Below are 25,399 nucleotides of genomic sequence, written 5' to 3' on the forward strand. Positions count from 1 at the left end.
TTAACTGTGCGGTCAGCGTAGGTCCAAACAGGTGGCTTTCCTAGCTAGCAGAAGTGATAGCTGAACTTCGAGGCCAATGTGGTCGCCGATCCTCCCAAGAAGCCTGACAACAAGTACGGCAGCCGGCCTATCTAAGCGTCTGCCCTTGCTTGCAGAAAAAGCCCGCCGTCGCTGCGGGCTTTTTCATGGGAGGGATAAAATTTTCGGGGCGATGCAATCCCTTGTGGGAGCGAGCCTGCTCGCGATGGCGGTGTATCAGTCAATATCAATTTTGAATGTTAAGTCGCTCATCGCGAGCAGGCTCGCTCCCACAGGGTTTTGTGGTGTTTTCAGTATCAGTGTTGGGCGTTCCACCGCGCCAGCAACGCCGGCAACTCGGTCAGGCTGCGAACCTCGGCATCCGGCGCCTTCTGCGCCTCCCACAACTTGCCTTGCGGGTTAAACCAGATCGCCCGCAACCCCGCCTGTTGCGCCCCGGCAATGTCATCGCCCGGGTGGTCGCCGATATGCACCGCCGTCGCGGCCGTTGCGTCGCCACGCTTCAAGGCTTCATGAAACAGGCGTGCGTCCGGTTTGGCGATGCCGATGTCTTCGGCGCACAACGCAAACTTGAAGTAGTCGGCCAGCCCCAAACGGCGCACATCGGCATTGCCGTTGGTGACGACGCCGAGTGCGTAGTGTTTGGCCAGCCTCTCCAGCGTTGGCTCGACTTCCGGGAATATTTCCAGCTGATGCCGGGCATGCAGAAACACTTCAAAACTCTGATCGGCCAGGTCGGACGCCTGATCATGGCCGTAACCGGCCTCTTCCAGTGCATGAAAAAGCACGCGGCGACGCAGCGCGCTGATTCGATGCTTGAGGCTCGGTTCGCTGCCCAGAATGCGCTCGCGAATCCCCCACAAATGCTCCACCGGCACCGCGCCCAGGTTCGGTGCGTGTTCAGTCAGCCATTCACGCAATACGGCTTCGGCGCTGACGATTACCGGGGCGGTGTCCCACAGGGTGTCGTCGAGGTCGAAGGTGATCAATTGGATTGTCATGAATCATCGCCCTTAATGCGTTTGGCCCGTGGATGGGCGCTGTCGTAAACCGTCGCCAGATGCTGGAAGTCCAGGTGGGTGTAGATCTGGGTGGTCTTGATGTCCGAGTGGCCGAGCAGCTCCTGCACCGCGCGCAAGTCCTGCGAGGATTCCAGCAAGTGGCTGGCGAAGGAGTGCCGCAACATGTGCGGATGCAGGTTTTGCCCCAGTTCGCGCGCGCCAGCGGCCTTGACTCGCACCTGAATCGCCCGAGGGCCAAGGCGCCGGCCTTGCTGGCTGACGAACACTGCGTCATCCGCCGGATGGGTCATGGCCCGCAGTGGCAGCCATAACTCCAGTGCTTCGCGAGCCTTTTTGCCCACCGGTAACAGGCGGGTCTTGCTGCCCTTGCCGAGCACCTGAACCATGCCGTCGGCCAAATCGAGCTGATCGAGATTGAGCCCGGTCAGCTCCGACAGCCGCAAACCCGATGAATAGAACAGCTCCAGAATCGCTTGATCCCGCCGTGCCAGAAAATCATCCTCCACCGCACCTTCAAGCAGTTGCAGCGCACGGTCGGTGTCGAGGGTTTTCGGCAGGCGGCGCTCACCTTTCGGCGGCGCCAGACCATTGGCCGGGTCGTGGTCGCAAAGACCTTCGCGATTCAGGTAGTGATAGAGCCCACGCACCGCCGAGAGCAGGCGCGCCAGGCTGCGCGACGATTGACCCTGGGAATGCAGGCGAGCGATCAGGCTGCGCAGGCGCTGGATATCCAGCGCGGCCCAGCTGCCGATGTTCTGTTTGACACAGAAGCCCAGCACTTTGTCGAGGTCGCGGCGGTAGGCCTCCAGCGTGTGGGGCGACACCTGCCGCTCACTGCGCAGGTGTTCGCAGTAAGCGTCCAGTTGCCGTTCCACGATCAGCGTACCGAGCGAAGGGAGTTGTTGACCCGTGGCAGCACGCGGCCCATGACTTCGGCGATGTAGCTGAGGAACAGCGTGCCGACCGAGCTCTTGTAGTGCTGCGGATCTCGGCTGGCGATGGCCAGGACGCCGTGAATGCCTTGATGGCTGATGGCGACGACGGCGGTCGAACCGATCTGCTTGCGCTGCTCTTCGCCGAACAGGAAGTCCAGTTCATGCTCGCGCAGGCTGCCGCTGACGCTTTTGTCTTCCGAGAGCAAACCGCCAATGGCCGTTTGCGCATCGGCGTGGGTCACCCAGCGGCCGACCGGCATCGGGTTGTCGCCCAGCAGGATCAGGCTGACAAAAGGCACCTGGAAGTCCTGGCGCAAGCTGTCTTCGACGCTGATGACCACGTCTTCCAGGCTGGTGGCGTCCATCAGCGCGAGAATCAGGCGGCGGGTCTTGTCGAAGAGGCGGTCGTTGTCGCGGGCTACGTCCATCAAGTGCGAGAGGCGATGACGCAATTCGATGTTGCGGTCGCGCAGGATGGTCATCTGGCGCTCGACCAGCGAGATGGTGTCGCCACGCTGGTGCGGGATGCGCATCGCCGGAAGAAGGTCTTCGTGCTCGACGAAGAAGTCCGGATGAGCCTCCAGGTACGCGGCAATCGCCGCCGCCTCAAGGCTTTCGGAAGGGGATTCGTCGGGCTGTCGGGCGGGAACCTGGGGCTTGTCGGTCATGGGTTTGACTCACTCAAAGACGTACTTGTCCTTCGTAAACACGGACTGCCGGGCCGGTCATCAACACCGGTTGGCCTGGGCCTGCCCATTCAATGGACAGACGCCCGCCGGGCAGGTCGATCAATAGCGGCGAATCCATCCACCCCTGGCTGATCGCGGCCACTGCAGCCGCACAAGCGCCGGTGCCGCAGGCCTGGGTTTCCCCGGCGCCACGTTCCCAGACGCGCAGCTGCGCGCGGTTCCGGTCGATGACCTGGAGAAAACCGACATTGACCCGTGCCGGGAAGCGCGGGTGATGTTCGATTTTCGGCCCCAGTTCATGCACCGGTGCGTTGTTGATATCCGTGACGCGCAACACCGCATGCGGGTTGCCCATCGACACGGCGGCCAGTTCAACTGCTGCGCCGTCGACGTCGAGCGAGTAGCTCAGCGCCTGACTGTCGGCAACGAACGGTATGTCGGCCGGCACCAGGCGCGGCGCGCCCATGTCGACGCTGATCTGGCCGTCGCTGCGGATATCCAGCTCGATAATGCCACTTTTGGTTTCGACGCGAATCTGCCGTTTTGCGGTCAGGCGCTTGTCGAGCACAAAACGGGCGAAACAGCGGGCACCGTTGCCGCACTGTTCCACTTCGGAGCCGTCGGAATTGAAGATCCGATAACGGAAATCCACGTCCGGGTTGCTCGGCGCTTCGACGATCAGCAACTGGTCGAAACCGATGCCGGTGTGCCGATCGCCCCATTGCTTGGCATGCTTGGGCAGGATGTGCGCGTGCTGGCTGACCAGGTCGAGGACCATGAAGTCATTGCCCAAGCCGTGCATTTTGGTAAAACGCAGCAGCATGGTTTTACTCCGGCAGCAGGCTTTCGCCAGCAAACAACTCGGCTACCGTCTCACGGCGACGCACTTCAAATGCCTGATCACCGTCCACCAACACTTCGGCGGTACGGCCGCGGGTGTTGTAGTTGGAACTCATGACAAACCCGTAGGCGCCGGCCGAATGCACGGCCAGCAGGTCGCCTTCTTCCAGTGCCAACTGACGATCCTTGGCCAGGAAGTCGCCGGTCTCGCAGATCGGTCCGACAATGTCGTAGGCACGAGCGGCGGTTGCGCGAGGGCGCACGGCGGTGACGTCCATCCAGGCTTGATACAGCGCCGGGCGGATCAGGTCGTTCATGGCTGCGTCGACGATGGCGAAGTCTTTGTGTTCGGTGTGCTTGAGGTACTCGACCTGAGTCAGCAGCACGCCGGCGTTGGCGACGATGAACCGGCCCGGCTCGAACACCAGCGCCAGGTCGCGACCGTCGAGACGCTCGCGCACGGCTCTGATGTAGTCGGCGGCCAGCGGCGGCTCTTCATCGCGATAACGTACGCCCAAACCACCACCGAGATCGATGTGGCGCAGGTAGATGCCGCAATCGCCGAGGCGGTCGACCAGACCCAGCAGGCGGTCGAGGGCGTCGATGAACGGCGGCAGGGTGGTCAGTTGCGAACCGATATGGCAATCGACGCCGACCACTTCCAGGTTCGGCAGCTGCGCGGCGCGGATGTACACGTCTTCGGCGTCGGCAATGGCGATGCCGAACTTGTTCTCTTTGAGACCGGTGGAAATGTACGGGTGGGTGCCGGCATCGACGTCCGGGTTCACGCGCAACGAGATCGGTGCGCGAACGCCCAGTTCGGCGGCGACCACTTGCAGGCGCTCCAGCTCGTCGGTGGATTCGACGTTGAAGCAATGCACGCCGACTTCCAGGGCGCGACGCATGTCGTCACGGGTCTTGCCGACGCCGGAGAACACGATCTTGTCGGCGCTGCCGCCAGCGGCCAGTACGCGTTCCAGCTCGCCACGGGAAACGATGTCAAAACCAGCGCCCAATCGCGCCAGGACATTCAATACACCGAGGTTGGAGTTGGCCTTGACCGCGTAGCAGACCAGGTGCGGCATGCCAGCCAGTGCATCGGCAAACGCCAGGTACTGGGCTTCGATGTGGGCGCGGGAGTAGACGTAAGTCGGTGTGCCAAAGCGTTCGGCGATGGCGGACAGGGCAACCCCTTCCGCGAACAGCTCGCCGTCACGGTAGTTAAAAGCGTCCATGGCGTTCCCTTATTGGTAGACGTCGTGCTTGTGAGCTTTCGACGGCTGCTTTTGCGAGGACTGGGCCTGCTCGGCAGGGTCCTGGGAATCGTCAGGCAGGTACAGCGGGCCTTTTTGACCACAGGCCGACACAAGGCAGGCAACCGCGGCGAGCGCAGCAAGGGAAGAGATCAGGCGCTTCATGGCGAAATCCTTGAGAATGCGTTAATTGCGCCGGAGTATACCGGCCACCCGGCAGCTTGCCTATGCGACCGGGCTCCCGTCCGGCGGGGCTTGGCTCGATGCCGGCCAGCCGGATGCAATCCCTGTGGGAGCGGGCTTGCCCGCGAAAGCGGCGGTTCAGTCAATAAAGATGTTGAATGTGCTGGCCCCTTCGCGAGCAAGCCCGCTCGCACAGGGGCGGTGTTTGATGTACCTATATCGGTGCTTGGTCGTTATCCTTTGCAATCACCGGGGCTCGCCCGTATCTTGCGGCGCTTGAGCGTGAACAGACACTTTTTGAGGTTGCCGCAATGAGTTTGACCGAAGCCCGTTTCCACGATCTGGTCGATGCCACCCAGCAATCGCTGGAAGATATTTTCGACGAGAGTGACCTGGATATCGATCTGGAGAGCTCGGCCGGTGTGCTCACCGTCAAGTTCGAAAACGGCAGCCAGTTGATCTTCAGCCGTCAGGAGCCACTGCGTCAGCTGTGGCTGGCGGCGGTGTCGGGTGGCTTCCACTTCGACTACGACGAAGAGAGCGAACGCTGGATGTGCGACAAGAGCGAAGAGCAGCTCGGCGAGATGCTTGAGCGCATCGTCCAGCAACAGGCTGGCGTTGAATTAGACTTCGAAGGCCTGTGAGATCGTGACCCAGCCTGCACCCGTTCGACCGCCAAAACCGCTCTACAGCAATGTCAGCCCGGCGGTGCCTTCGCCGTGCAGCGGTGTGTGTAGGCTGGACGAGCAGAAGGTCTGCCTGGGGTGTTTTCGCCATGTCGAAGACATCCGCGAATGGCGCTCGGCCGATGATGATCGACGGCGCACGATTTGCGCCCAAGCCTCCAATCGCAAAGCCTGCGCCGATCCTCTGTAGGGGCTGGCTTGCCAGCGATGGCGGCCTTAAGGTCGCTGCAACGTTCAAGATCCTGTCGCCAGGTGCTACAGGGATTGCACGCCGTCCGCTTGCGGCTTGTATATTTTTTGAGCTGTGATAGTGTCCAGAAACGCCTCAACCCATCGAGGTTCGTGAAAACCCCGCCTTTTTCTGGCGGGGTTTTGCTTTTTCTGTGCAGAAGAAAGGAGTCTGCCTCTATCATGACCGCACCTTCCATCACCCTTACTCGTCTGGACGTTCAACGTCTGGAACGCCTGATCGACAGCCTGGATGACTCGCTGCCGGGCGTTATCGCGCTGCAAACCGAACTGGATCGCGCCGATACGCTGGTCGGTCACGATGAAGTGCCCGCCGATGTCGTGACCATGAATTCCCGTGTGCATTGCCGTGAAGAAAGCAGCGGCAAGGACTATCACCTGACGTTGGTCTATCCAAAGGATGCCAACGCTGACGAAGGCAAGATCTCCATTCTGGCGCCTGTCGGCAGCGCACTGCTGGGCCTGAAGGTTGGCCAGCACATCGACTGGCCCGCACCCGGTGGCAAGACCCTGAAACTGACCCTGCTTGAAGTCGAATCGCAGCCAGCCAATGGCGGCTCCTTCCCGGAATAACTTTCCTCAGACCACCTCGAGCGCGTCATTCAATGCGCGCTCCAGATCGGCCTTGTAGCGCAAATACAAATTGCTTGAGCTCTGACCATCACCGAGCAGCCCCGACAGGTCGAGGTCGGTGATGTAGCAGCGATAGCGTTCGGTTTCACGGCGCTGCTCGACGATTTCCCGGGCGACCACACTGAACAGTTGGTCGCCATGCTCCAGCTCTGAAAATTCCCGCTGATTGCAATACAACGTGACTTGCACTTCGCCCGGCGCGGCTTTGCCGACGATCGCCTGCACATCATAGAACGGCTTGTTGACCGGGGTTTGCGGCGCGATTCGGGCTTCGACCCGGCGCGCTCGTCCGGGGCCCGACGGCAGCAATTGGTAATACAGCGTGTCCAGGCTCAGAGGTTGGGCGGCGTCCATCGGCAGCAAGGCATCGCGCCGGTACTGGATCGATAACAGGAAGCGTTGCAACGGCACCAGCAGGCTTTGTTCGTCGTGGTATGGCAAGCGCTGCTGCCACAAGGCATTGAACTCATCCAACACGTACAGATCGGCCTGGTCTTCGTGAATTCGGTAGAACACCTGAACGCACTCTGGCTGACCCATGGGCAGAATCAGCGCCAGGTCCTGATCCTCCAGCGCCATCGGGTCCAGGTGCAGCGGGCTGTAGCTCGCCAGCTCTTCGCCGAGGTAGTCGAACAGCGCCGGCAGGGTGGCGAGGGCGACGTGATTGACCTGCCCCGGCACCAATTCCAGCACGTGGTAATGCTGCTGGACCTGAATCAGGTAGCGGTGATTGAGCTTGCTCAGCAGCAGGTTCTGCGCGGTGTCGATCACTTCCTCGACCCGTTGCGCGATGAACTGCGCGCGGTTATGGCAGAAGCAACGCACGCGTAATTTGGGTTGCTGTGGGCCGCTTGGCAGGTTGTTGAGGTAATCGCGCAGACAATTGAGCAGGGCGTGAGGGCCGTCGAAGCGATTGACCGACACCTCGTTCCAGCTGTTGAGCGTGACCTGATCGAGGGTCAGCACCAGGTTCTCTCGGACCCCGGCGTAACTCAGGGAGTCCGTGCGCTCGGTGGTCATCAGAATATTCAGGTCACGGTGATGCTTGAGCGGATCGACGCCGACATTCACCAGAATCAGCACCTCGCTCGGTACGCTGGCGCGCAGCAGCGGTTCTTCGGCGACCGTGGGCAAGGGCAGGGCGATGCTCTGTTGCAGGCTGCCGAGCAGGTTGAACAGTTCGAACTCGCTCAGGTCACTGTCGCCCGGGTGCAGCGCCAGGCGCGTGCTGCTGTCGATCACGCCGTTGCGGTGGCACCAGGTCAACAGTTGCAGTAGTTGGCGGCTGCGTTTGATCGGTGCGAAATGCTCCCACTCGAGAGCGGTGAGGCTGCCGTTGTATAAGCCCCACTGGGTTTGCCCCGATTCTTTCTTGTCAGGCGCATGCACCAGGGTCAGGGTGTCTTCGGCCAGATCCGGGGCGATGCCCGGGTTGATGAACTCGACTTTGTCGGCCTTGCGCTCGAACGCTGCGTACAGACGTCGCCCCAGCACGTTGAGGTCGCGCTTGTTGATCAGGCTGACGGTCTGTTCGCTGCGGGCGAACTCGGTGAGGAAGCGGTAGCTGTAATTCAGTTCGTTGACCAACGCCCTGCGTTCAGAACTGACCTGGCGGACTTTCCACTGACTGCGGCTATCCAGCAGCGCCAGTTGACGTTGATCCCAATGCCATTCCCGGGCCAGGCGTTCCAGCAGCGAGCGCTGCCAACTCTGGGTGCGACTGCTGCTGCCGGTGAGTTTGCGATTGACCTTCAGGTACAGCGCGCGCCGCACCAGCTCCAGGCGCTCCGGTTCGCCTCGGGCGGTGAGGTATTCCTCGATGCGCCGGTAGACCACGATGTACGGGTCGAGCTCATCGAGGTCGAGCCGGTTGGCGAACACCGCTTGCTTGAAACGCAGGCTCAGGCATTGAACCCTGGGGTGTTCGCTGGCGTAGACCTCGGTCAGCAACAGCTTGAGCACCGACTTGTAGGGTGACTCGATCCCTTTGAACAACTGCCAGAGCCCGGCGCCGATGAATTCGCCGGGCGGGATGTACGCCAGATGCCCCAGGTCCAGGGTTTCGTCGGCACGGATGAAGCGCTTGGACAGCAGCGTGTGGGTGTAGCGGTCGTAGGCGGCCTCTTCATATACGGGCACCAGCCACCAGATCGGCGTGCGGCCGGCCAGCCAGATCGCGGTGCGGTAGAACTCGTCCAGCAGCAGGTAATGCTGGGTGGTGCCGCAGTCTTCCGAACTCAATTGCGTGTCGCGTTCGCCGAGCACGAAGCGGGCGGGGTCGATCAGGAAAAAATGCGCCTCGGCGCCTTGGCTCGCGGCCCAGGTTTCGAGCAACTGGCATTTTTTGCGCAGCTCGTTGAGTTCGCTTTCGCTCAAGTCCGGCGCGTGACAGACCCACACGTCCATGTCGCTTTGATCGGCCTGGGCGAGGGTGCCGAGGCTGCCCATCAGGAACAGGCCGTGAATCGGTCGGGGTGGATTGCTGCCGTGGCGCGGCTTGTAGGAAAACGAACGGGTCAGGCGTTGGGCTTCGGCCAGGGCGTTGGCGTCAGGCTCGAAGTTAGACAGCCCGGCGGGCGTGCTTCCGGAAACGTAACCCGGCAACAGCGGATGATTGACGTGGAAAAACAGCGGCAGCAGGGTCAGCACCCCTTGCTGGCGGGTCGACAGCCCTTCCATGGCCCGCGCCATGCGGCCCTCGTTGAGCTTTAGAAAGCGTGCGCGCAACTGGCCGAGAACCTTGCGGTCAATTCCCTCGTCCAGATCGGGGCGGATTTCATGGGTGCGGGTCATGTCAGCTCAAACCGGCTCGCAGGGCTCGGACGTGGAGGGTCTCAGGATGAGGGGCAGTTTAGCGCCTCGGCTCCGGGACTATCAGGCTGATTTTGTTTTTTTGGCGTCAGATTTCTATCGTTGGGCGACAGTTTGTATCAGAGAGTGCCCGCGGAAATCCCATAGCAGGGGTTTCCGTGGGCGATACGGTGGCTCAGGCTGTTTCCTGGACGCTCAGAATGGTGAGAACGGTTTGCACACTTTGCGCGGCATCACGACCCAGGCTGGTCAGATAACCGCCATCGGGCTGGTCGATCAGTTCTTTTTCGTACAGGCGTTGAGCGGCAGCAATGGCTTTCGGGGCAGCGGTCTGATGAATTTTCAAACCTTCCTGGGAACTGTCCAGGTTGAAGAGTGCGAGGATTTCCAGTTCGGCAACCAACTCAGGGGTAAGCGACATAAGGACTCCAGACTTTCTAGGAATTGGACGACAGCGCCCCTAAGGTGATCCCACTCGGGCGGCATGTCCAGTGCTCGCGACAGGGTTTTTTCACCTCGGGAAGCATTCCCCGGCGGGTGGTGCGGCAGCGGGGTGCGTACCAGTGTAGTCAGGGTCTGGGGGAAGGCAGGAATGATGGGTGACAATTTGTGTGGGAGCGGGCAAGCCGCTCCCGGAAGGTCTTCGCTTACTTCTTTTCCGGCGGCAATTCCGGCAGTGCGCGCAGCGCCGCTTCGTACCATTCGGTGTTGAACGCGCGGTCTTCTTCGAGGATCGCGTCGATTTCCACCGCTAATACGTGAGCCATCAGGTTGAGGATTTCCTCACGCTCATAACCCACCAGGGTCAGCTTGTTGAAGGTCGCCTTGGCCGCTGGCGGGTTGTCGCTTTCGATCTGGTTTTCGATCGCTTCGATCAGGGTGTTTTCAGTGAATTCTTCTTCGTCGCTGTCGATGTCGGTTGGCTCGCTCATGGCAGGCTCCTCAAGTTAAGGCGGGCAGTTTACCTGCATTCAGCGCCATGATGCTGCTGGCGAGAAACGCCTTGGCGTTCTATAAAGCAGGCACTGCCAACCCCGCACGGCCTGGAGGCTTTGTGATGCTCAAGCTTTATGGATTTCCCGTCAGCAACTACTACAACATGGTGAAACTGGCGCTGCTGGAGAAAGGACTGCCATTCGAGGAAGTCCCGTTTTACGCGGGCAAAAGCCCCGAGGCATTGGCGATCAGCCCGCGCGGCAAAGTGCCGGTGCTGCGCGTCGAGCAAGGGTTTGTCAACGAAACCGCGGTGATTCTCGAGTACATCGAACAGAGCCAGAAGGGCACGCCGCTGTTGCCGAGCGATCCCTTCGAGCGCGCACAGGTCCTGGCGCTGGCCAAGGAAATCGAGCTGTACATCGAGCTGCCGGGTCGCGCCTGTTACGGCGAGGCATTTTTCGGCGCGCCGGTGCCGGACGCGATCAAGGACAAGACTAAAACCGAGTTGCTGCTGGGTTTTGCCTCGCTTGAACGGCACGGCAAGTTTGCCCCTTATGTCGCAGGCGACAGCCTGAGCATTGCGGATTTGTATTTCCTGTACAGCGTGCCGCTGGCCTGTGCGGTGGCGCACAAGCTGTTTGGTATTGATCTGTTGGCCGACATGCCGGCGGCCAAGGCGCTGCTCGAGCGTCTGGAGCAGAACCCCAACGTGCAGCGGATTGCGGCGGACAAGGACGCGGCGATGCCAGCGTTCCTGGCGATGGTCGCGTCCAAGAAGTAGGTTTTGCAGTGCTCTGAAGTTAGCCTTCGCGAGCAGGCTCGCTCCCACGGGTTTCTCTGTATGCCACAGATTTTGGCCTGTCAGAGATCCTTGTAGGAGCGAGGTTTGTCCGCGAAGCTTTTAACGGCTGGCGAGCAGCGCCTGACCGCGAGCCACCGCTTGCTTGACCTGCGCCGGAGCTGTCCCGCCGATGTGGTCGCGGGCGTTCACCGAACCTTCGAGGGTCAGCACGGCGAACACGTCCTGATCGATCTGGTCGCTGAACTTGCGCAGTTCTTCCAGGCTCATTTCCGCCAGGTCTTTACCGCTTTCCACGCCGTACTTCACCGCATGGCCAACGATTTCGTGGCAGTCACGGAACGGCAGGCCACGACGCACCAGGTAGTCCGCCAGGTCGGTGGCTGTGGAGAAACCGCGCAGGGCCGCTTCGCGCATCATCGCGTGCTTGGGTTTGATCGCCGGGATCATGTCGGCAAAGGCCCGCAGCGAGTCGCGCAGGGTGTCGGCAGCGTCGAACAGCGGTTCCTTGTCTTCCTGGTTGTCCTTGTTGTAGGCCAAAGGCTGGCCTTTCATCAGGGTCAGCAGGCCCATCAGCGCGCCGAAGACGCGGCCGGTCTTGCCGCGAACCAGCTCCGGCACGTCCGGGTTTTTCTTTTGCGGCATGATCGAGCTGCCGGTGCAGAAGCGGTCCGGCAGATCGATGAACTGGAACTGGGCGCTGGTCCACAGCACCAGCTCTTCGGAGAAACGCGACAGGTGCATCATCGCGATGCTCGCGGCCGAGCAGAACTCGATGGCGAAGTCACGATCGGACACATTGTCCAGCGAGTTGCCGCCCACGGCGTCGAAGCCCAGCAGTTGCGCGGTGTATTCGCGGTCGATCGGGTACGTGGTGCCCGCCAGCGCGGCACTGCCCAATGGCATGCGGTTGGTGCGCTTGCGGCAGTCGACCAGGCGCTCGTAATCGCGACTGAGCATTTCGAACCAGGCCAGCATGTGGTGCCCGAAGGTCACTGGCTGCGCGGTTTGCAGGTGAGTGAAGCCGGGCATGATGCTGCCGGCTTCGCGCTCGGCCTGTTCCAGCAGGCCTTGTTGCAGGCGAGTGATTTCCGCCAGGATCAGGTCGATTTCGTCACGCAGCCACAGGCGAATGTCGGTGGCCACCTGGTCGTTACGGCTGCGACCCGTGTGCAGCTTTTTACCGGTCACGCCGATGCGGTCGGTCAGGCGCGCCTCGATGTTCATGTGCACGTCTTCGAGGTCGATGCGCCAGTCGAACTGGCCGGCCTCGATTTCACCCTGGATGGTCTTCAGGCCATCGGTGATGCTGTCGCGCTCGGCATCGGTCAGCACGCCGACCTTGGCCAGCATGGTAGCGTGGGCAATCGAGCCCATGATGTCGTGGCGATACAGGCGCTGGTCGAAAGTGACGGAGGCGGTGAAGCGGGCGACGAAGGCGTCGACGGGTTCACTGAAGCGGCCGCCCCAGGACTGATTGGTCTTGTCAGTGCTCATGAATTCGCTCGTATCGGCTGAAGAAAGATGGCGTTGAAAGCTGGCGCGGATAATAACAGGGTTGCCAATCCTGTCGCTGACACTGGTCGACACGTTTTTTTCTCATACGTCGGCCCATACTCGAAGCAGGCATTGTGGAAATTGCGCAACGATATTTTTCAATTGAGCAATAACGTCCCGGCAACCGTCTACAGTTGGACAGTAGGATCAGCGCACTTCTCGGCGCTGCAGCGGACTAGTAAGAAGAGGGGGTGTTCATATTGTGTATCAGCAAACCCTACGGCGACGCCTCGCCAACCGCCAATTGCCCGGCAAATAAAAATTTAGCGGTCGGACGGGCGGCACTTTTTGGCCCTCGCGCTAGTCTTAGCGTGGATCGCGGTGACGGACGTCACTTCACCTGTCTACGCTATCCTTGTGCGAGACTCACGCAGGAATCCAGCGCAATATGAATGTCCTGATCGTTGATGACGAACCCCTTGCCCGCGAGCGCCTGAGCCGAATGGTCGGTGAACTCGAGGGATACAGTGTCCTGGAGCCGAGCGCCACGAACGGCGAAGAAGCGTTGGCACTGATCGACAGCCACAAACCGGATATCGTGCTGCTCGATATCCGCATGCCGGGCCTCGATGGCCTGCAAGTGGCCGCGCGATTGTGCGAACGCGAAACGCCGCCAGCCGTGGTGTTTTGCACAGGGCCCGATGAATTTGCCGTGGAAGCCTTGCAGGCTAGCGCCGTAGGCTATCTGGTGAAACCTGTGCGTACAGAACAATTGCATGAAGCGTTGAAGAAAGCCGAGCGCCCCAATCGCGTCCAGCTCGCGGCGTTGACCCGTCCCGCCGCCGAAACCGGCAGCGGCCCGCGCAGCCATATCAGCGCCCGCACCCGTAAAGGTATTGAACTGATCCCGTTGGGGCAGGTGGTCTACTTCATTGCGGATCACAAATACGTGACCTTGCGCCACGAAGGCGGCGAAGTGCTGCTGGATGAGCCGCTCAAGGCCCTTGAAGATGAATTCGGTGACCGATTCGTGCGCATTCACCGCAACGCTCTGGTTGCCCGCGAACGCATCGAACGCCTGCAACGCACGCCACTGGGGCATTTTCAGTTGTTCCTCAAAGGCCTGAACGGTGACGCCCTGATCGTCAGCCGACGCCATGTGGCGGGTGTGCGCAAGATGATGCAACAGCTTTAACTCGCCACCCGCAGGCGAGTTTCTCACCCGATTGCCGGACGTCCGGGGCCAGGGAGGCCAGGCAATTCCTGATTCAAGTCAAAGCGGATTTGGCTGAGCTGTTATTATCTGCCGTATCTATTCAGTACGGATTGATCCATGTCCTCTCGCGAAATCCGCATCGCCACCCGCAAAAGTGCTCTCGCCCTGTGGCAGGCCGAATACGTCAAAGCCCGTCTGGAAGAGGCCCATCCGGGTCTGCTCGTGACGTTGGTGCCCATGGTCAGTCGCGGTGACAAGCTGCTCGACTCGCCGCTGTCGAAAATCGGCGGCAAGGGGCTGTTCGTCAAGGAGCTGGAAACCGCGCTGCTGGAAAATGAAGCCGACATCGCCGTGCACTCCATGAAAGACGTACCGATGGACTTTCCGCAAGGCCTCGGTCTGTTCTGCATCTGCGAGCGAGAAGACCCGCGCGATGCCTTCGTCTCCAATACCTATGCCAGCCTGGACGAATTGCCGTCAGGCAGCATCGTCGGCACCTCCAGCCTGCGCCGTCAGGCGCAGTTGCTGACCCGTCGTCCGGACCTGGAAATCCGCTTCCTGCGCGGTAATGTCAACACGCGCCTGGCCAAGCTTGATGCCGGCGAGTACGACGCCATCATCCTCGCGGCGGCCGGCCTGATTCGCCTTGGCTTCGAAGATCGCATCACCTCTGCCATCAGCGTCGATGACAGCCTGCCGGCCGGTGGCCAAGGCGCCGTGGGCATCGAATGCCGCTCCGCCGACCGCGAAATTCACGCCTTGCTCGCGCCGCTGCACCATCAGGACACCGCCACCCGTGTCACTGCCGAACGTGCTCTCAACAAACATCTGAATGGCGGTTGCCAGGTGCCGATCGCCTGCTACGCCGTGCTGGAAGGCGAGCAGATCTGGTTGCGTGGTCTGGTGGGTGATCCGAGCGGCGGCCTGCTGCTCAGCGCCGAAGCCCGTGCGCCGCGCGGCGATGCCGAGGCGCTGGGTGTGCAAGTGGCCGAAGACCTTCTGAGCCAGGGTGCCAACGACATTCTGAAAGCGGTCTACGGTGAGGCAGGTCACGAGTGACGAGCTGGCGCCTGCTGCTGACGCGTCCGGCGGATGAGTCGGCGGCGCTGAGCGCTGTGTTGGCCGAAGCGGGGATTTTCAGCAGCCGTTTGCCGCTTTTGGAAATTGAACCGATTCCTGTCTTTGCCACAATGCGCCAGGTGATTCAGGATCTGGAGCGTTATTGCGCGGTGATCGTGGTCAGCAAGCCTGCCGCCAGAATCGCGGTGGAACTGGTCGACCAGTACTGGTCGCAACCACCGCGCCTGAAGTGGTTCAGCGTGGGCGCAGCGACGGCACAGATCCTTGATGAACACGGGTTGGACGTGAGTTTCCCCGGCGAGGGTGATGACAGCGAAGCCTTGCTGGGGCTTGCGTCGTTGCGCGAGGCGGTCGCACGGCCCGATCCACGGGTATTGATCATGCGGGGAGAGGGCGGGCGCGAGTTGCTCGCTGAGCGTTTGCGCGAGCTTGGTGCTAGTGTCGAGTATCTGGAGTTGTATCGCCGCGAGCTCCCACAGTATCCGCCGGCAGCATTGCCAGAGCGGATCAAAGTGGAACGCTTGAACGGGCTGGTGGTCAGCAGTGGACAGGGTTTTGAGCACTTGTATCAATTGGCCGGCGATGCCTGGCCGCAATTGGCGCGGTTGCCGTTGTTTGTACCAAGCCCCAGGGTCGCTGAGCTGGCACGAGCCGCCGGGGCCCAAACAGTTGTGGATTGTCGTGGCGCCAGTGCCGCGGCTTTGCTGACGGCGTTACGGGAGCATCCCGAACCCGTTCTCTGATGCAAAGGATGGATACGTGAACGAAACAGCCTTGCCTAAAGATGACGTGAAGCCAGTGCTTGATGCGCCGGCTGAAGCACCGGTTGAAAGTGCACCACCCGCTGCAGTGCAGCGCCGAGGCAATGGGCTGGCGATCGTCGCGTTGCTGCTGGGCGCCGCCGGTGTGGCGGTGGGCGGTTGGGGCGTCTGGCAGGTGCGTCACCTGCAAGCCAATACGCAGCAGCAGTTGAGTCAGGTGCAGGCGTTGAACGATCAGGCGCAAAGCCTGAAGCTCAACGAACAGCGCCTGAGTGCGCGGCTTGAGCAAATGCCTGCCGCCGAAGAGCTGGACGCTCGCAGCCGTCTGGTGATTCAACTGCAAGGCGATCAGCAGCGCTTGAACCAACGCCTGGAAACTGTCCTCGGTGCCAGCCGCAAGGATTGGCGTCTGGCCGAGGCCGAGCACCTGCTGCGCCTGGCTAGCCTGCGTCTTTCGGCGTTGCAGGACATCAGCAGCGCCCAGGCGCTGGTGCAGGGCGCCGACGAAATTCTTCGTGAACAGAACGATCCGGGTTCCTTTGCCGCTCGCGAGCAAGTGGCGAAAACCCTGGTCGCCTTGCGCAGTACCGAACAGCCGGATCGCACCGGTCTGTTCCTGCGACTGGGTGCATTGCGCGATCAGGTGGTCAATCTCACCGAGTTGGCTCCCGAGTACAAGGACCGGGGCGATTCGCTGTTGGGCCTGACCGCCGATGGAGACGGCGCCAGTCGTTGGGCGCAGTGGTGGGATCAGATCTCGCGTTACATCCGCATCGATTTCAATGCCGATAAAAATGTCCGTCCGCTGCTGGCAGGGCAGAGCCTGAGCCAAGTGCGCCTGGCCCTGAGCCTGGCGCTGGAGCAGGCGCAGTGGGCTGCGCTCAATGGTCAGGCTGCGGTTTACACCCAGGCGTTGGCCGAGGCGCGGGACGTGCTCAAGGGTAATTTCAACCCGGACAACCCGCAGAGCAAAGTGATGCTCGAGCAGGTGGGTGAGTTGAGCAAGCAGCCAGTCACCGTGGTCACGCCGGATCTGACCGGCACGCTGAGCGCAGTTCAGGGCTATCTCGAGCGACGTAATGTCAACGCCGAGGACTCGATCAAACCCATGGCCAAACCTGCCGCAAGCACCGCGCAGGAGGCCACGCCATGAAACGCCTCTATGTGATCGTGTTTCTGGCCATCGCCGTTGCTGCCGCGCTGGGGCTGGCGATTGCCGAGCATTCCGGCTACGTGCTGATCGCCTACAAGAGCTTCCGTTTCGAATCGAGCCTGTGGGCCACCCTGGCGCTGGTGGCGGTGCTATGGCTGGTGTTCTGGGGTATCAAGGCGTTGATCGAATTGGTGATGACCTCCAGCGGCGTGGTCAATCCCTGGTCACGGCGCAATCGCAGTCGTCGGGTGCAAGTGGCAATCGAACACGGTCAGTTGGACTTGGCTGAAGGTCGCTGGGCCAGCGCTCAGCGTCATCTGCATCGCGCCGCCGAAGCCGAGCGCCAGCCGCTGCTTTACTACCTCGGCGCTGCCCGCGCGGCGAACGAACAAGGTCATTACGAGGAAAGTGACAACCTGCTGGAGCGCGCGCTGGAGCGACAGCCTCAGGCCGAGTTGGCGATTGCCCTGAGTCACGCCCAATTGCAGACCGACCGTGGCGACACCGACGGCGCCCTGGCGACGTTGCAGGCGATGCATGAGCGTCATCCTCATAACGTACAGACCTTGCGCCAGTTGCAGCGCTTGCATCAACAGCGCGGTGACTGGTCAGCGGTGATTCGCCTGTTGCCGGAGCTGCGCAAGGACAAGGTCTTGCCAGCGGCCGAGCTGGCCGAACTCGAGCGCCGGGCGTGGGGTGAAAACCTGTCCCTGGCAGCGCGTCAGGAAGAAGATGGAACGGTGGGTTTGCAATCGCTCAACCGCGCCTGGCAACAACTGACGTCGGCTCAGCGCCAGGAACCGCAGTTGGTATTGGCCTATGCCGAGCAACTTCGTCAACTGGGTGCGCAGGTTGAGGCCGAAGAGGTCCTGCGAACGGCGCTCAAGCGCAACTACGACAGCCATCTGGCACGCCTTTACGGGCTGGTTCGCGGCAGTGATTCTGCTCGTCAATTGCAGACCGCCGAGGGCTGGCTCAAGGATCATCCGGCTGACCCGAGCCTGCTGCTGACCCTCGGTCGCCTGTGCCTGCAAAGCAGTTTGTGGGGCAAGGCTCGGGACTATCTGGAAAGCAGCCTGCGTGTGCAGCGCAACCCGGAAGCCTGTGCCGAGCTGGCTCGACTGTTGGCGCAATTGGGCGACACCGAGCGCAGCAATCAACTGTTTCAGGAAGGCCTTGGCCTGCTGGACGAACGCTTGCTGGCAGCGCCGTTGCCGGTGCCGGTTCACGCTTGATTGTGTGGCGAGGGAGCAAACGCCCTCGCCACAAAGTAGGTGTTGCAACGACGTTTTCTTACTCTCGTAATGCCTCGACGGCATAGTCCTACAGAGGACTACACCTGATCCTCTCGCTTCTGTCGGGAATTCCCTACACCTCTGTTGAAGTGTCCGTGCTGGCTTACCTTGAAAGGCTGGCGCGCTTTCCTCTACCGTAACCACTTGTCTCTACTGGTACGGAAAAGCCATGTCGTTGGCCCGCTCACGCTCCTTGTTCTTCATGGTTTTCATTGCCGGCACCCTGGCTTTGGGCGTTTCCTACTATCTGGAATATGCAGTCGGTCTCAAGCCCTGCGGGCTGTGCCGTTTACAGCGGATTTGCCTGGCGATGCTCACGGGCGTCTGCCTGATGGCTTCGGTTCATGGTCCCGGCCGCTTCGGTTCGCTCCTGTATTGGCTGCTCGGTCTGCTGTGCAGTCTGGCAGGTACGGTGACAGCGTGGCGTCAGGTGTTGTTGCAAGGCGATCCGGTGCAACAGCTGTCAGCGTGTTCGCTCAATCTGGCGGATCCGTCCGCAAGCACTCCCTTGGTTTATGTGGTACAGCAGATGTTCAAAGGTGCGGCCGAATGCGCACAGATTTCCTGGACGCTGTTCGACCTGAGCATCCCCGAGTGGAGTCTGCTCTTCTTCATCGCCATGACGACCCTGAGTGTTTATCAGGTGCTGCGCGTTGTCTGGATAGCCTGTCAGCGACCGCTCAGCGGCACGTCGTCGCACCGGGTGCTGGCGGGCGATTAAACACTTGTATGAACTTTATCTCCTGCGTACCTTGAAGCCACAGTCGCGCGGGCATAATCTGGCCCGCACGTGTCATTGGAATTATGTTGCTCGAATGACGCTCTGCCTGGCCGATTCTTGATCTTCAAGTGTGCGACAGGTGTAGGGCAGCATGACCCACAAGGGAAGAGAGATCACCATGCTCGAAAGTTGTCAGAATGCTCAGGAACGCTGGGGTGGAGTGCATCTGCTGATCGATCGCTGGTTGCAGGAGCGTCACGAACTGGTTCGGGCCTATGATGATCTCGGCGCCAAGCCTGAGGCTCTGGGTGAAAACCGCAAACCATTGCAGGAATTCTGCGGCGTGCTGGTCGATTATGTATCTGCCGGGCACTTCGAGATCTACGAACAGCTGACGGGGGAAGCCAAGGCTTTCAACGACAAGCGTGGTTTGGAGCTCGCCGAGACGATCTACCCGCGCATCGACGTCATCACCGAAAAGCTGCTCGCGTTCAACGACCTGTGTGATGCAGGCAAGTGCGTTGCAGAGAAATTCAAGGAGCTGGGTGGCCTGTTGCACGAGCGCTTCGAACTGGAAGATTGCCTGATCGAAGTGCTGCACACCGCTCATAAGGAAGAGGATTCGGTTCAGGCCTGATCCCTTTCCAGTCACACCTCAAAACGGTGCGCTATGCGCGCCGTTTTTCGTTTGTGTCATTCAGCTTGTGGCGCCGCGCAATTCGACTTCGAATACCAGCGGCGTGAACGGCTCGATCAAGTCGCCGGCCCCGTCGGCGCCATAGGCCTGGGCCGAAGGAATCACCAGTCGCCATTTCGCACCGACCGGCATGTTTTGCAGCGCGCTGCGCCATCCGCTGATCACGCTGTCGAGACTGAACCACTGCGGCTGAGTGTTCTGATCGAATACCGTGCCGTCGGGAAGGCGTCCGATGTACAGCACCTGGACTTTGCCATTCGGGCCGGCTTTCGCGCCGGTGCCGGGTGTCAGCTCCGTCAGCAGTATTCCATCGGCCAATTCGCGAACGCCAGGTCGGGTTTTTTCTTCGGCGAGAAACCGGTGCTCTTTTTCGAGGGCGGCTTCGCTCTGCGGCGGAGTGGGCTGCAAGGCTGCCTGCGCTTCGTGCTCGGTAAGAATCTGTTCGATCTGCTCATCTTTCAGGGCCAGGGGTTTGCCTTGATAGGCTTGCTGCAAGCCTTCGACAAGCGCCTGCAGTTGCAGGTCGGGAACCTCCAGACGCAAGCGTTCGCCGAGACTCGCGCCGAGGCTGTAAGCGAGATCGTGAGCTTCGTTTTCCTTGGTTTTTTCGGCGGCTTGGGCGATGGAAAAAAACACGCACAGCGATAAAAAAAAGTAGCGCGACATGGGCACTCTCCGACCTGAGATGCGGCAGATTATGCCAGTGTGAATGCGTTCGACAGTGAACTTGTTTTGCGCAAGCGCAGGAGATTTTCAATCCATTGCAACGCAGCGCTTTCGATACTGTCAACATGCCCTAGCGGCGGTCCCTGCAGAGGTCTAGTATGAGCCGCACCCACGTCAGCCAGGAGGTAAACCATGTCGGCCACCAAGAAGCCTGTAAATACCCCGTTGCACTTACTCCAACAACTCTCGGGCAGCCTGCTTGAGCATTTGGAAACCGCTTGTTCCCAAGCCTTGGCTGATGCTGAAAAACTGCTCGCCAAACTGGAAAAACAGCGCGGAAAAGCGCAGGAAAAATTGCACAAATCCCGCACCAAATTGCAGGACGCTGCGGCAGCCGGCAAAGCCAAGGCACAAGCCAAGGCGAAGGACGGCGTGCAGCAACTCGAAGACGTACTCGATGCCCTCAAGGATCGTCAGTCCGACACTCGGGCCTACATTCTGCAACTCAAGCGCGATGCTCAAGAAAGCCTGAAACTGGCCCAGGGCGTCGGTCGCGTACAAGAGGCTGTCGGCAAGGCGTTGTCCCTGCGTTCGGCCAAGTCTGCTGCAGCCCCTGCCAAGAAAGTCGCTGCCAAACCGGCTGCTGCAAAAGCACCGGCCAAGCCTGCCGCCAAGGCACCTGTGAAAGCAGCGGCGAAACCTGCAGCTAAACCTGCTGCGAAAAAACCGGTTGCGGCCAGTGCTGCAAAACCGGCTGCGAAAACTGCAGCTGCCAAACCTGCCGCCAAGCCAGCCGCTGCGAAATCTGCTGCCAAAACCGCTGCTGCCAAGCCTACTGTTGCGAAAACTGCAGCTGCTAAACCGGCCGCCAGAACGGCTGCCGCCAAACCTGCTGCGACGAAAACTGCAGCTGCCAAACCTGCGGCAAAACCAGCCGCTAAAACCGCCGCTGCGAAACCTGCCGCCAAGCCTGCTGCAAAACCAGTCGCGGCAAAAACCGCTGCCAAGTCAGCCGCAAAACCAGCTGCTAAAACGGCCGCAAAACCAGCTGCAAAACCAGCCGCAAAAACTGCTGCTGCCAAACCTGCTGCCAAGCCAGCCGTTGCCAAACCAGCAACAGCAGCCAAACCTGCCGCTGCTAAACCGGCCGCAAAACCAGCCGCCAAGCCGGCGGCCAAACCCGCCGTGAAAAAGCCGGTTGCCGTTGCCAAGCCGACCCCGGCTCCTGCTGCCAAACCAGCGACGCCAGCGCCATCCGCTTCGGCCGCTCCAGCGCCAGCAGTCTCCACTTCGACAGCTACCACTGCGCCAACGCCGGTAGTGCCGTCGAGCTCCAGCTCCACCCCAACCAGCGCTTCCTAAGTGCCGGTTGCCGCGACGCGCAGCTGATGCAGCGCGTCGCGGTCCAGGTGGGCGGCGCCCGCCGCCACACCCTCCAGCCAGGCCGATGAATCGGTCGCTTCATACTGCGGCCAACTTTGCGCCAGACGCTCCAGTCGCAACAACAGATGCCGTTCGGCTTCCATCTCCAGCGCCTTGACTTCCTGGCGCAAACTATTCAGCTCGGTATCCACGCTCGCGGCGGCTTTCCATTGCAGTCGCAAGGTGCGTAACGGTTGCACGACATCCGCGTCCCAGGGCCCGGCTAGATCACGCAGCAGCTGTAAGCGTTGTTCGTTGCAGGTAACGCCACGCTCTCCCAGCCATAGCCCACACAGCAACAGGCACACATTCACCCCCGCCGACTGCAAGGTCAGGCACGCGGCTTCAACGCCGGGACGGGCGTAAGTGCCAAGGGAAAAGCTCCACAGGTCAGAGGACATAGTGCTACTCGCGCCAGTTGCGAGCGAAGCTGGTAGACTCCGCCGCCATTATGATTCGACTTCAGAACCTGACTTTACAGCGTGGCCCGCAACGTCTGCTAGAAGACGCCGAGCTGACCCTGCACGCCGGCCACAAAGCCGGCCTCATCGGTGCCAACGGCGCCGGCAAATCGAGCCTGTTCGCCTTGATTCGGGGCGAGCTGCACCCGGACTCGGGTGACTGCTTCCTGCCGGCCGACTGGCGCATCGCCCACATGCGCCAGGAAATCGAGACGCTCGAACGCCTGGCGGTCGACTACGTGCTCGACGGCGACCTGCGCCTGCGCGAGGTGCAACGTGACCTCGCCGCAGCCGAAGCGGCCCATGACGGTGCTGCCCAGGCCCGCCTGCACTCGGAACTCGACAGCGCCGACGGTTACACCGCCGACGCTCGCGCTCGCAAGCTGCTGGCCGGCCTTGGGTTCACCAACGAGCAGATGGATCGGCAGGTAGGAGATTTCTCTGGTGGCTGGCGGATGCGTCTGAACCTGGCGCAGGCATTGATGTGCCCCTCGGACCTGTTGCTGCTCGACGAACCGACCAACCACTTGGACCTCGACGCCATCATCTGGCTCGAAGAGTGGCTGAAAAGCTATCCTGGTACCTTGCTGCTGATTTCCCACGACCGGGACTTCCTCGACGCCGTGGTCGATCACGTGGCCCACGTCGATCAACGCAAGATCACCTTGTATCGCGGTGGCTACAGCGCCTTCGAGCGTGCCCGCGCCGAACGTCTGGCCCAGCAGCAACAGGCCTACGAGAAGCAGCAGGCGCAACGTGCGCACATGGAAAGCTACATCGCTCGTTTCAAGGCCCAGGCCACCAAGGCCCGCCAGGCCCAGAGCCGGATCAAGGCGCTGGAGCGGATGGAAGAGTTGTCCGCCGCTCACGTCGATTCGCCGTTCGACTTTGTCTTCCGCGAGTCGACGAAGATTTCCAGCCCGTTGATCGACCTGTCCGACGCCCGTTTGGGCTACGGCGACAAAGCCGTGCTGGAGAAGGTCAAGCTGCAACTGACGCCCGGCGCGCGCATCGGTTTGCTCGGCCCTAATGGCGCCGGTAAATCGACCCTGATCAAAAACCTCGCCGGTGAACTCTCGCCGCTGGCCGGTCGCTTGACCCGTGGCGAGAACACCGTCGTCGGTTACTTCGCCCAGCATCAGCTCGATTCCCTCGACTCGAAGGCCAGCCCGTTGCTGCACTTGCAGCGTCTGGCGCCGACCGAGCGCGAACAGACTCTGCGCGACTTCCTTGGCGGCTTCGACTTCCGCGGCGCGCGCATCGATGAGCCTGTGCTGAATTTCTCCGGTGGCGAGAAAGCTCGCCTGGCCCTGGCGTTGATCGCCTGGGAGCGGCCGAACCTGTTGCTGCTCGATGAACCGACCAACCACCTGGACCTGGAAATGCGCCTGGCGCTGACCATGGCCCTGCAGGAATTCAGTGGTGCAGTACTGGTGGTCTCTCACGATCGTCATTTGCTTAAAAGCACCACTGACAATTTCTATCTGGTGGCGGACGGTAAGGTCGAAGAGTTTGACGGTGACCTGGAAGACTACGCCCGTTGGCTGGTCGACTACCGTCAGCGCAATGCCCCGGTCAGCAACACGCCGGTCAACCCGGACAAGACTGACAAGAAGGCCCAGCGTCAGGCGGCGGCAGCCTTGCGTCAGCAACTGGCGCCGCACAAGCGTGAGGCTGACAAGCTCGAAGCCGAGCTCGGCAAGCTCCACGAGAAGCTGGCGAAGATCGACGCCAGCCTGGGTGACAGCGACATTTACGAACCGGCACGCAAGAACGACTTGCGTGATCTGCTGGCCGACCAGGCCAAGCTGAAGGTGCGTGAAGCCGAATTGGAAGAAGCCTGGATGGAAGCCCTGGAATTGCTGGAAAGCATGCAGGCGGAGCTGGAGGCGCTGTCCTGATGGAAGCCTTCAAGCTACCGTTGCCGGCGATGTGGGTCGAGCCGATCTGGCTGGTCGTGCAAATTCTGCTGATCCTGCTGGCCGGTTATATCGCTCAGCGCGTCGTCGCTAAATGCCTGACTCGATTGGGCGAGCGTTACCCGTTTCCGCCACAGTTCTTGATGCCGCTGCGCGGCGGTCTGCGCTGGCTGATCATGGGCAGTGCGCTGATTTTTGTGCTGGAACGCCTCGGGGTGTCGGCGACGGTGCTCTGGACCGCGTTGTCCGGTTTCGTCGCGGTGGCGGCGGTGGCGTTTTTCGCCATGTGGAGCGTGCTTTCCAATCTGCTCTGCGCGATCCTGATCTTTACCGTCGGCCCTTTCCGTATCGGTGACGTGGTCGAGTTGGTGGACACCACTGACAAGCCTGGCGTCAAAGGTCGGGTAGTGGCGATCAATCTGCTCTACACCACGCTGATCGAAGCGGAAGAACTCGGCACCGGCAGCGCGATGGTGCAGGTGCCGAATAGCCTGTTCTTCCAGCGCTCGGTTCGACGCTGGCGTGGCAGCGATGTATTCCCTGTGAGCGGCTTCGAGAAATAAGTCTTCTACTGCCTGACACGCCGCTATCGCGGGCAAGTCGAATCGTCGCACCGCCCGCGATAGCGGTCTGTCTGATGACGAACTCTTCAAGCCCTAATCGCTGGTCGGCAGTCGCAACATCCGGTAAAAAATCGGTAGTCATCGGCCCCAAGTCGCATTAGTTTAGACGTCTGTCACGAGTCTGAGTCGAGGTGTGCGATGGAGCTTCAAACATGGCTGGCGTTTTTTGCCGCCTGCTGGGTGATCAGCCTGTCTCCCGGTGCCGGCGCCATTGCGTCGATGTCCAGCGGTCTGCAATACGGTTTCTGGCGCGGTTACTGGAACGCGCTGGGCCTGCAATTGGGGCTGGCGGTGCAGATCGCGATTGTCGGTGCGGGTGTTGGCGCGATTCTCACGGCATCGGCCACCGCGTTCTACGCAATCAAATGGTTCGGCGTGGCGTACCTGGTTTACCTCGCGATCAAGCAATGGCGCGCGCTGCCCAGCGACATGAGCGACGACGCGGCGGTGCGTCAGATCGGCAAGCCGATGGCCCTGGTGTTCCGCGGTTTCCTGGTCAACATCAGCAACCCCAAGGCCCTGGTGTTCATGCTGGCGGTGTTGCCGCAGTTCATTGACCCCCATGCGCCGCTGTTGGCTCAGTACCTGATCATCGGCGTGACCATGGTCTGCGTTGACCTGATCGTCATGGCCGGTTACACCGGGTTGGCGTCCAAGGTGCTGCGCTTGTTGCGCACGCCCAAACAGCAAAAACGCATGAACCGCACGTTTGCCGGGCTGTTCATCGGTGCGGCGGCGTTCATGGCGACGCTGCGTAAAGCCGCGGTGTAAACCGCCCAGCCACAAAAAAGGCGCCCCCCTGTAGTAGCGAGC

The 25,399-nt window shown here is 61.0% G+C and carries 27 protein-coding genes and 1 pseudogene; 16 read left to right on the forward strand and 12 right to left on the reverse strand.

Going from position 1 to position 25,399, the window contains the following annotated elements; genetic code table 11:
* Positions 1-335: 335 nt before the first annotated feature.
* Genes F8N43_RS13840 through lptM form a run of 6 tightly spaced genes read right to left on the reverse strand, consistent with a single transcriptional unit; the run spans position 336 to position 4,943 of the window.
* Positions 336-1,040 carry an HAD family hydrolase gene (locus tag F8N43_RS13840; protein ID WP_150653924.1) on the reverse strand — a complete coding sequence of 235 codons (705 nt, stop codon included), beginning with the start codon at positions 1,038-1,040 and terminating at the stop codon, positions 336-338.
* Entirely contained in the window at positions 1,037-1,936 is a 900-nt protein-coding gene (xerC, locus tag F8N43_RS13845; protein WP_150653925.1) for a tyrosine recombinase XerC, read from the reverse strand. Before xerC ends, F8N43_RS13840 begins: the two co-directional genes overlap by 4 nt.
* A 2-nt stretch (positions 1,937-1,938) precedes the next feature.
* The gene (locus F8N43_RS13850) at positions 1,939-2,664 is read right to left on the reverse strand and encodes a DUF484 family protein (RefSeq protein ID WP_150631409.1); all 726 of its coding nucleotides are present in this window, start codon (positions 2,662-2,664) and stop codon (positions 1,939-1,941) included.
* Positions 2,665-2,677: 13 nt separating this feature from the next.
* Positions 2,678-3,508 (reverse strand): diaminopimelate epimerase, encoded by an 831-nt coding sequence (gene dapF / locus F8N43_RS13855; RefSeq protein ID WP_017341442.1) that lies wholly within the window; start codon positions 3,506-3,508, stop codon positions 2,678-2,680.
* Between the two features lie 4 nt (positions 3,509-3,512).
* Complete coding sequence (gene lysA / locus F8N43_RS13860; protein WP_150631410.1) at positions 3,513-4,760, reverse strand: diaminopimelate decarboxylase; 1,248 nt, start codon at positions 4,758-4,760, stop codon at positions 3,513-3,515.
* Positions 4,761-4,769: 9 nt separating this feature from the next.
* Entirely contained in the window at positions 4,770-4,943 is a 174-nt protein-coding gene (gene lptM / locus F8N43_RS13865) for an LPS translocon maturation chaperone LptM (protein WP_150631411.1), read from the reverse strand.
* A gap of 329 nt (positions 4,944-5,272) precedes the next feature.
* Between lptM and cyaY the strand changes: the two genes are divergently transcribed.
* The 3 genes from cyaY (at position 5,273) to rnk (ending at position 6,469) form a co-directional block, all read left to right on the forward strand.
* On the forward strand, positions 5,273-5,605 hold the full coding sequence (cyaY, locus tag F8N43_RS13875) for an iron donor protein CyaY (RefSeq protein WP_150631413.1): 333 nt from the start codon (positions 5,273-5,275) through the stop codon (positions 5,603-5,605).
* 4 nt (positions 5,606-5,609) lie between these two features.
* Positions 5,610-5,837 carry a DUF1289 domain-containing protein gene (locus F8N43_RS13880; RefSeq protein WP_150631414.1) on the forward strand — a complete coding sequence of 76 codons (228 nt, stop codon included), beginning with the start codon at positions 5,610-5,612 and terminating at the stop codon, positions 5,835-5,837.
* A gap of 221 nt (positions 5,838-6,058) precedes the next feature.
* Complete coding sequence (gene rnk / locus F8N43_RS13885) at positions 6,059-6,469, forward strand: nucleoside diphosphate kinase regulator (protein WP_150631415.1); 411 nt, start codon at positions 6,059-6,061, stop codon at positions 6,467-6,469.
* Positions 6,470-6,475: 6 nt separating this feature from the next.
* Here rnk and F8N43_RS13890 read toward each other — a convergent pair whose 3' ends face one another.
* The 3 genes from F8N43_RS13890 to F8N43_RS13900 form a co-directional block, all read right to left on the reverse strand.
* The gene (locus F8N43_RS13890; RefSeq protein ID WP_150638116.1) at positions 6,476-9,322 is read right to left on the reverse strand and encodes a class I adenylate cyclase; all 2,847 of its coding nucleotides are present in this window, start codon (positions 9,320-9,322) and stop codon (positions 6,476-6,478) included.
* 193 nt (positions 9,323-9,515) lie between these two features.
* A complete protein-coding gene (locus F8N43_RS13895) occupies positions 9,516-9,761 on the reverse strand; it encodes a TIGR02647 family protein (RefSeq protein WP_135847736.1) in 246 nt (81 codons plus the stop codon).
* Between the two features lie 226 nt (positions 9,762-9,987).
* Entirely contained in the window at positions 9,988-10,272 is a 285-nt protein-coding gene (locus F8N43_RS13900) for a hypothetical protein (protein WP_008024357.1), read from the reverse strand.
* Between the two features lie 125 nt (positions 10,273-10,397).
* Between F8N43_RS13900 and F8N43_RS13905 the strand changes: the two genes are divergently transcribed.
* Entirely contained in the window at positions 10,398-11,057 is a 660-nt protein-coding gene (locus F8N43_RS13905; RefSeq protein WP_150631418.1) for a glutathione S-transferase family protein, read from the forward strand.
* Between the two features lie 120 nt (positions 11,058-11,177).
* Here F8N43_RS13905 and argH read toward each other — a convergent pair whose 3' ends face one another.
* On the reverse strand, positions 11,178-12,572 hold the full coding sequence (gene argH / locus F8N43_RS13910; RefSeq protein ID WP_150631419.1) for an argininosuccinate lyase: 1,395 nt from the start codon (positions 12,570-12,572) through the stop codon (positions 11,178-11,180).
* Between the two features lie 242 nt (positions 12,573-12,814).
* On the opposite strand from argH, the pseudogene F8N43_RS29870 reads away from it, so the two are divergent.
* The 8 genes and pseudogenes from F8N43_RS29870 to rsd all read left to right on the forward strand — a co-directional run.
* Positions 12,815-13,024: pseudogene (locus F8N43_RS29870) on the forward strand (sensor histidine kinase); the annotation flags it as partial.
* Positions 13,021-13,767, forward strand: a complete 747-nt coding sequence (locus F8N43_RS13915; RefSeq protein ID WP_017341431.1) for a LytR/AlgR family response regulator transcription factor — start codon at positions 13,021-13,023, stop codon at positions 13,765-13,767. The pseudogene F8N43_RS29870 and the gene F8N43_RS13915, both read left to right, overlap by 4 nt.
* Before the next feature lie 138 nt (positions 13,768-13,905).
* Positions 13,906-14,847, forward strand: a complete 942-nt coding sequence (gene hemC / locus F8N43_RS13920) for a hydroxymethylbilane synthase (RefSeq protein ID WP_150631421.1) — start codon at positions 13,906-13,908, stop codon at positions 14,845-14,847.
* A complete protein-coding gene (locus tag F8N43_RS13925; protein ID WP_150653926.1) occupies positions 14,844-15,611 on the forward strand; it encodes a uroporphyrinogen-III synthase in 768 nt (255 codons plus the stop codon). The genes hemC and F8N43_RS13925 overlap by 4 nt, the downstream gene beginning before the upstream one ends.
* Before the next feature lie 16 nt (positions 15,612-15,627).
* Positions 15,628-16,782 (forward strand): uroporphyrinogen-III C-methyltransferase, encoded by a 1,155-nt coding sequence (locus F8N43_RS13930; RefSeq protein WP_150631423.1) that lies wholly within the window; start codon positions 15,628-15,630, stop codon positions 16,780-16,782.
* A complete protein-coding gene (locus tag F8N43_RS13935) occupies positions 16,779-18,017 on the forward strand; it encodes a heme biosynthesis protein HemY (RefSeq protein ID WP_150631424.1) in 1,239 nt (412 codons plus the stop codon). Before F8N43_RS13930 ends, F8N43_RS13935 begins: the two co-directional genes overlap by 4 nt.
* Before the next feature lie 229 nt (positions 18,018-18,246).
* Positions 18,247-18,798 carry a disulfide bond formation protein B gene (locus F8N43_RS13940; RefSeq protein ID WP_150638111.1) on the forward strand — a complete coding sequence of 184 codons (552 nt, stop codon included), beginning with the start codon at positions 18,247-18,249 and terminating at the stop codon, positions 18,796-18,798.
* Positions 18,799-18,976: 178 nt separating this feature from the next.
* A complete protein-coding gene (gene rsd, locus F8N43_RS13945) occupies positions 18,977-19,435 on the forward strand; it encodes a sigma D regulator (RefSeq protein WP_150631439.1) in 459 nt (152 codons plus the stop codon).
* 60 nt (positions 19,436-19,495) lie between these two features.
* Here rsd and F8N43_RS13950 read toward each other — a convergent pair whose 3' ends face one another.
* Positions 19,496-20,161: an FKBP-type peptidyl-prolyl cis-trans isomerase gene (locus tag F8N43_RS13950; protein ID WP_150653927.1), complete on the reverse strand. Its 666-nt coding sequence runs from the start codon at positions 20,159-20,161 to the stop codon at positions 19,496-19,498.
* Positions 20,162-20,353: 192 nt separating this feature from the next.
* Here F8N43_RS13950 and F8N43_RS13955 point away from each other — a divergent pair, with 192 nt between their 5' ends.
* Positions 20,354-21,523 carry an AlgP family protein gene (locus F8N43_RS13955; RefSeq protein ID WP_150653928.1) on the forward strand — a complete coding sequence of 390 codons (1,170 nt, stop codon included), beginning with the start codon at positions 20,354-20,356 and terminating at the stop codon, positions 21,521-21,523.
* On the opposite strand, the gene F8N43_RS13960 is transcribed toward F8N43_RS13955, so the two are convergent.
* Entirely contained in the window at positions 21,520-21,984 is a 465-nt protein-coding gene (locus tag F8N43_RS13960; protein WP_150653929.1) for a TIGR02444 family protein, read from the reverse strand. The two genes, F8N43_RS13955 and F8N43_RS13960, sit on opposite strands and share 4 nt — an antisense overlap.
* 50 nt (positions 21,985-22,034) lie before the next feature.
* Here F8N43_RS13960 and F8N43_RS13965 point away from each other — a divergent pair, with 50 nt between their 5' ends.
* The 3 genes from F8N43_RS13965 (at position 22,035) to rhtB (ending at position 25,357) form a co-directional block, all read left to right on the forward strand.
* Positions 22,035-23,945, forward strand: coding sequence for an ATP-binding cassette domain-containing protein (locus F8N43_RS13965; RefSeq protein WP_150632070.1), 1,911 nt, complete (start codon positions 22,035-22,037; stop codon positions 23,943-23,945).
* Positions 23,945-24,526 carry a mechanosensitive ion channel family protein gene (locus F8N43_RS13970; protein ID WP_150632071.1) on the forward strand — a complete coding sequence of 194 codons (582 nt, stop codon included), beginning with the start codon at positions 23,945-23,947 and terminating at the stop codon, positions 24,524-24,526. Before F8N43_RS13965 ends, F8N43_RS13970 begins: the two co-directional genes overlap by 1 nt.
* A 198-nt stretch (positions 24,527-24,724) precedes the next feature.
* Positions 24,725-25,357 carry a homoserine/homoserine lactone efflux protein gene (gene rhtB, locus F8N43_RS13975; protein WP_017341420.1) on the forward strand — a complete coding sequence of 211 codons (633 nt, stop codon included), beginning with the start codon at positions 24,725-24,727 and terminating at the stop codon, positions 25,355-25,357.
* Positions 25,358-25,399: the final 42 nt, after the last annotated feature.

Origin of the sequence: Pseudomonas fluorescens (assembly GCF_902498065.1) — a bacterium.
In the GTDB taxonomy this organism is placed as follows: domain Bacteria; phylum Pseudomonadota; class Gammaproteobacteria; order Pseudomonadales; family Pseudomonadaceae; genus Aquipseudomonas; species Aquipseudomonas fluorescens_BJ.

Bases quoted from the DNA above. Each gene is read 5' to 3' on its own strand.
- F8N43_RS13840 (WP_150653924.1), bottom strand. From the start codon at position 1,040: ATGACAATCCAATTGATCACCTTCGACCTCGACGACACCCTGTGGGAC.
- F8N43_RS13850 (WP_150631409.1), bottom strand. From the start codon at position 2,664: ATGACCGACAAGCCCCAGGTTCCCGCCCGACAGCCCGACGAATCCCCT.
- dapF (WP_017341442.1), bottom strand. From the start codon at position 3,508: ATGCTGCTGCGTTTTACCAAAATGCACGGCTTGGGCAATGACTTCATG.
- lysA (WP_150631410.1), bottom strand. From the start codon at position 4,760: ATGGACGCTTTTAACTACCGTGACGGCGAGCTGTTCGCGGAAGGGGTT.
- lptM (WP_150631411.1), bottom strand. From the start codon at position 4,943: ATGAAGCGCCTGATCTCTTCCCTTGCTGCGCTCGCCGCGGTTGCCTGC.
- cyaY (WP_150631413.1), top strand. From the start codon at position 5,273: ATGAGTTTGACCGAAGCCCGTTTCCACGATCTGGTCGATGCCACCCAG.
- rnk (WP_150631415.1), top strand. From the start codon at position 6,059: ATGACCGCACCTTCCATCACCCTTACTCGTCTGGACGTTCAACGTCTG.
- F8N43_RS13890 (WP_150638116.1), bottom strand. From the start codon at position 9,322: ATGACCCGCACCCATGAAATCCGCCCCGATCTGGACGAGGGAATTGAC.
- F8N43_RS13895 (WP_135847736.1), bottom strand. From the start codon at position 9,761: ATGTCGCTTACCCCTGAGTTGGTTGCCGAACTGGAAATCCTCGCACTC.
- F8N43_RS13900 (WP_008024357.1), bottom strand. From the start codon at position 10,272: ATGAGCGAGCCAACCGACATCGACAGCGACGAAGAAGAATTCACTGAA.
- F8N43_RS13905 (WP_150631418.1), top strand. From the start codon at position 10,398: ATGCTCAAGCTTTATGGATTTCCCGTCAGCAACTACTACAACATGGTG.
- argH (WP_150631419.1), bottom strand. From the start codon at position 12,572: ATGAGCACTGACAAGACCAATCAGTCCTGGGGCGGCCGCTTCAGTGAA.
- F8N43_RS13915 (WP_017341431.1), top strand. From the start codon at position 13,021: ATGAATGTCCTGATCGTTGATGACGAACCCCTTGCCCGCGAGCGCCTG.
- hemC (WP_150631421.1), top strand. From the start codon at position 13,906: ATGTCCTCTCGCGAAATCCGCATCGCCACCCGCAAAAGTGCTCTCGCC.
- F8N43_RS13935 (WP_150631424.1), top strand. From the start codon at position 16,779: ATGAAACGCCTCTATGTGATCGTGTTTCTGGCCATCGCCGTTGCTGCC.
- F8N43_RS13940 (WP_150638111.1), top strand. From the start codon at position 18,247: ATGTCGTTGGCCCGCTCACGCTCCTTGTTCTTCATGGTTTTCATTGCC.
- rsd (WP_150631439.1), top strand. From the start codon at position 18,977: ATGCTCGAAAGTTGTCAGAATGCTCAGGAACGCTGGGGTGGAGTGCAT.
- F8N43_RS13950 (WP_150653927.1), bottom strand. From the start codon at position 20,161: ATGTCGCGCTACTTTTTTTTATCGCTGTGCGTGTTTTTTTCCATCGCC.
- F8N43_RS13955 (WP_150653928.1), top strand. From the start codon at position 20,354: ATGTCGGCCACCAAGAAGCCTGTAAATACCCCGTTGCACTTACTCCAA.
- F8N43_RS13960 (WP_150653929.1), bottom strand. From the start codon at position 21,984: ATGTCCTCTGACCTGTGGAGCTTTTCCCTTGGCACTTACGCCCGTCCC.
- F8N43_RS13965 (WP_150632070.1), top strand. From the start codon at position 22,035: ATGATTCGACTTCAGAACCTGACTTTACAGCGTGGCCCGCAACGTCTG.
- F8N43_RS13970 (WP_150632071.1), top strand. From the start codon at position 23,945: ATGGAAGCCTTCAAGCTACCGTTGCCGGCGATGTGGGTCGAGCCGATC.
- rhtB (WP_017341420.1), top strand. From the start codon at position 24,725: ATGGAGCTTCAAACATGGCTGGCGTTTTTTGCCGCCTGCTGGGTGATC.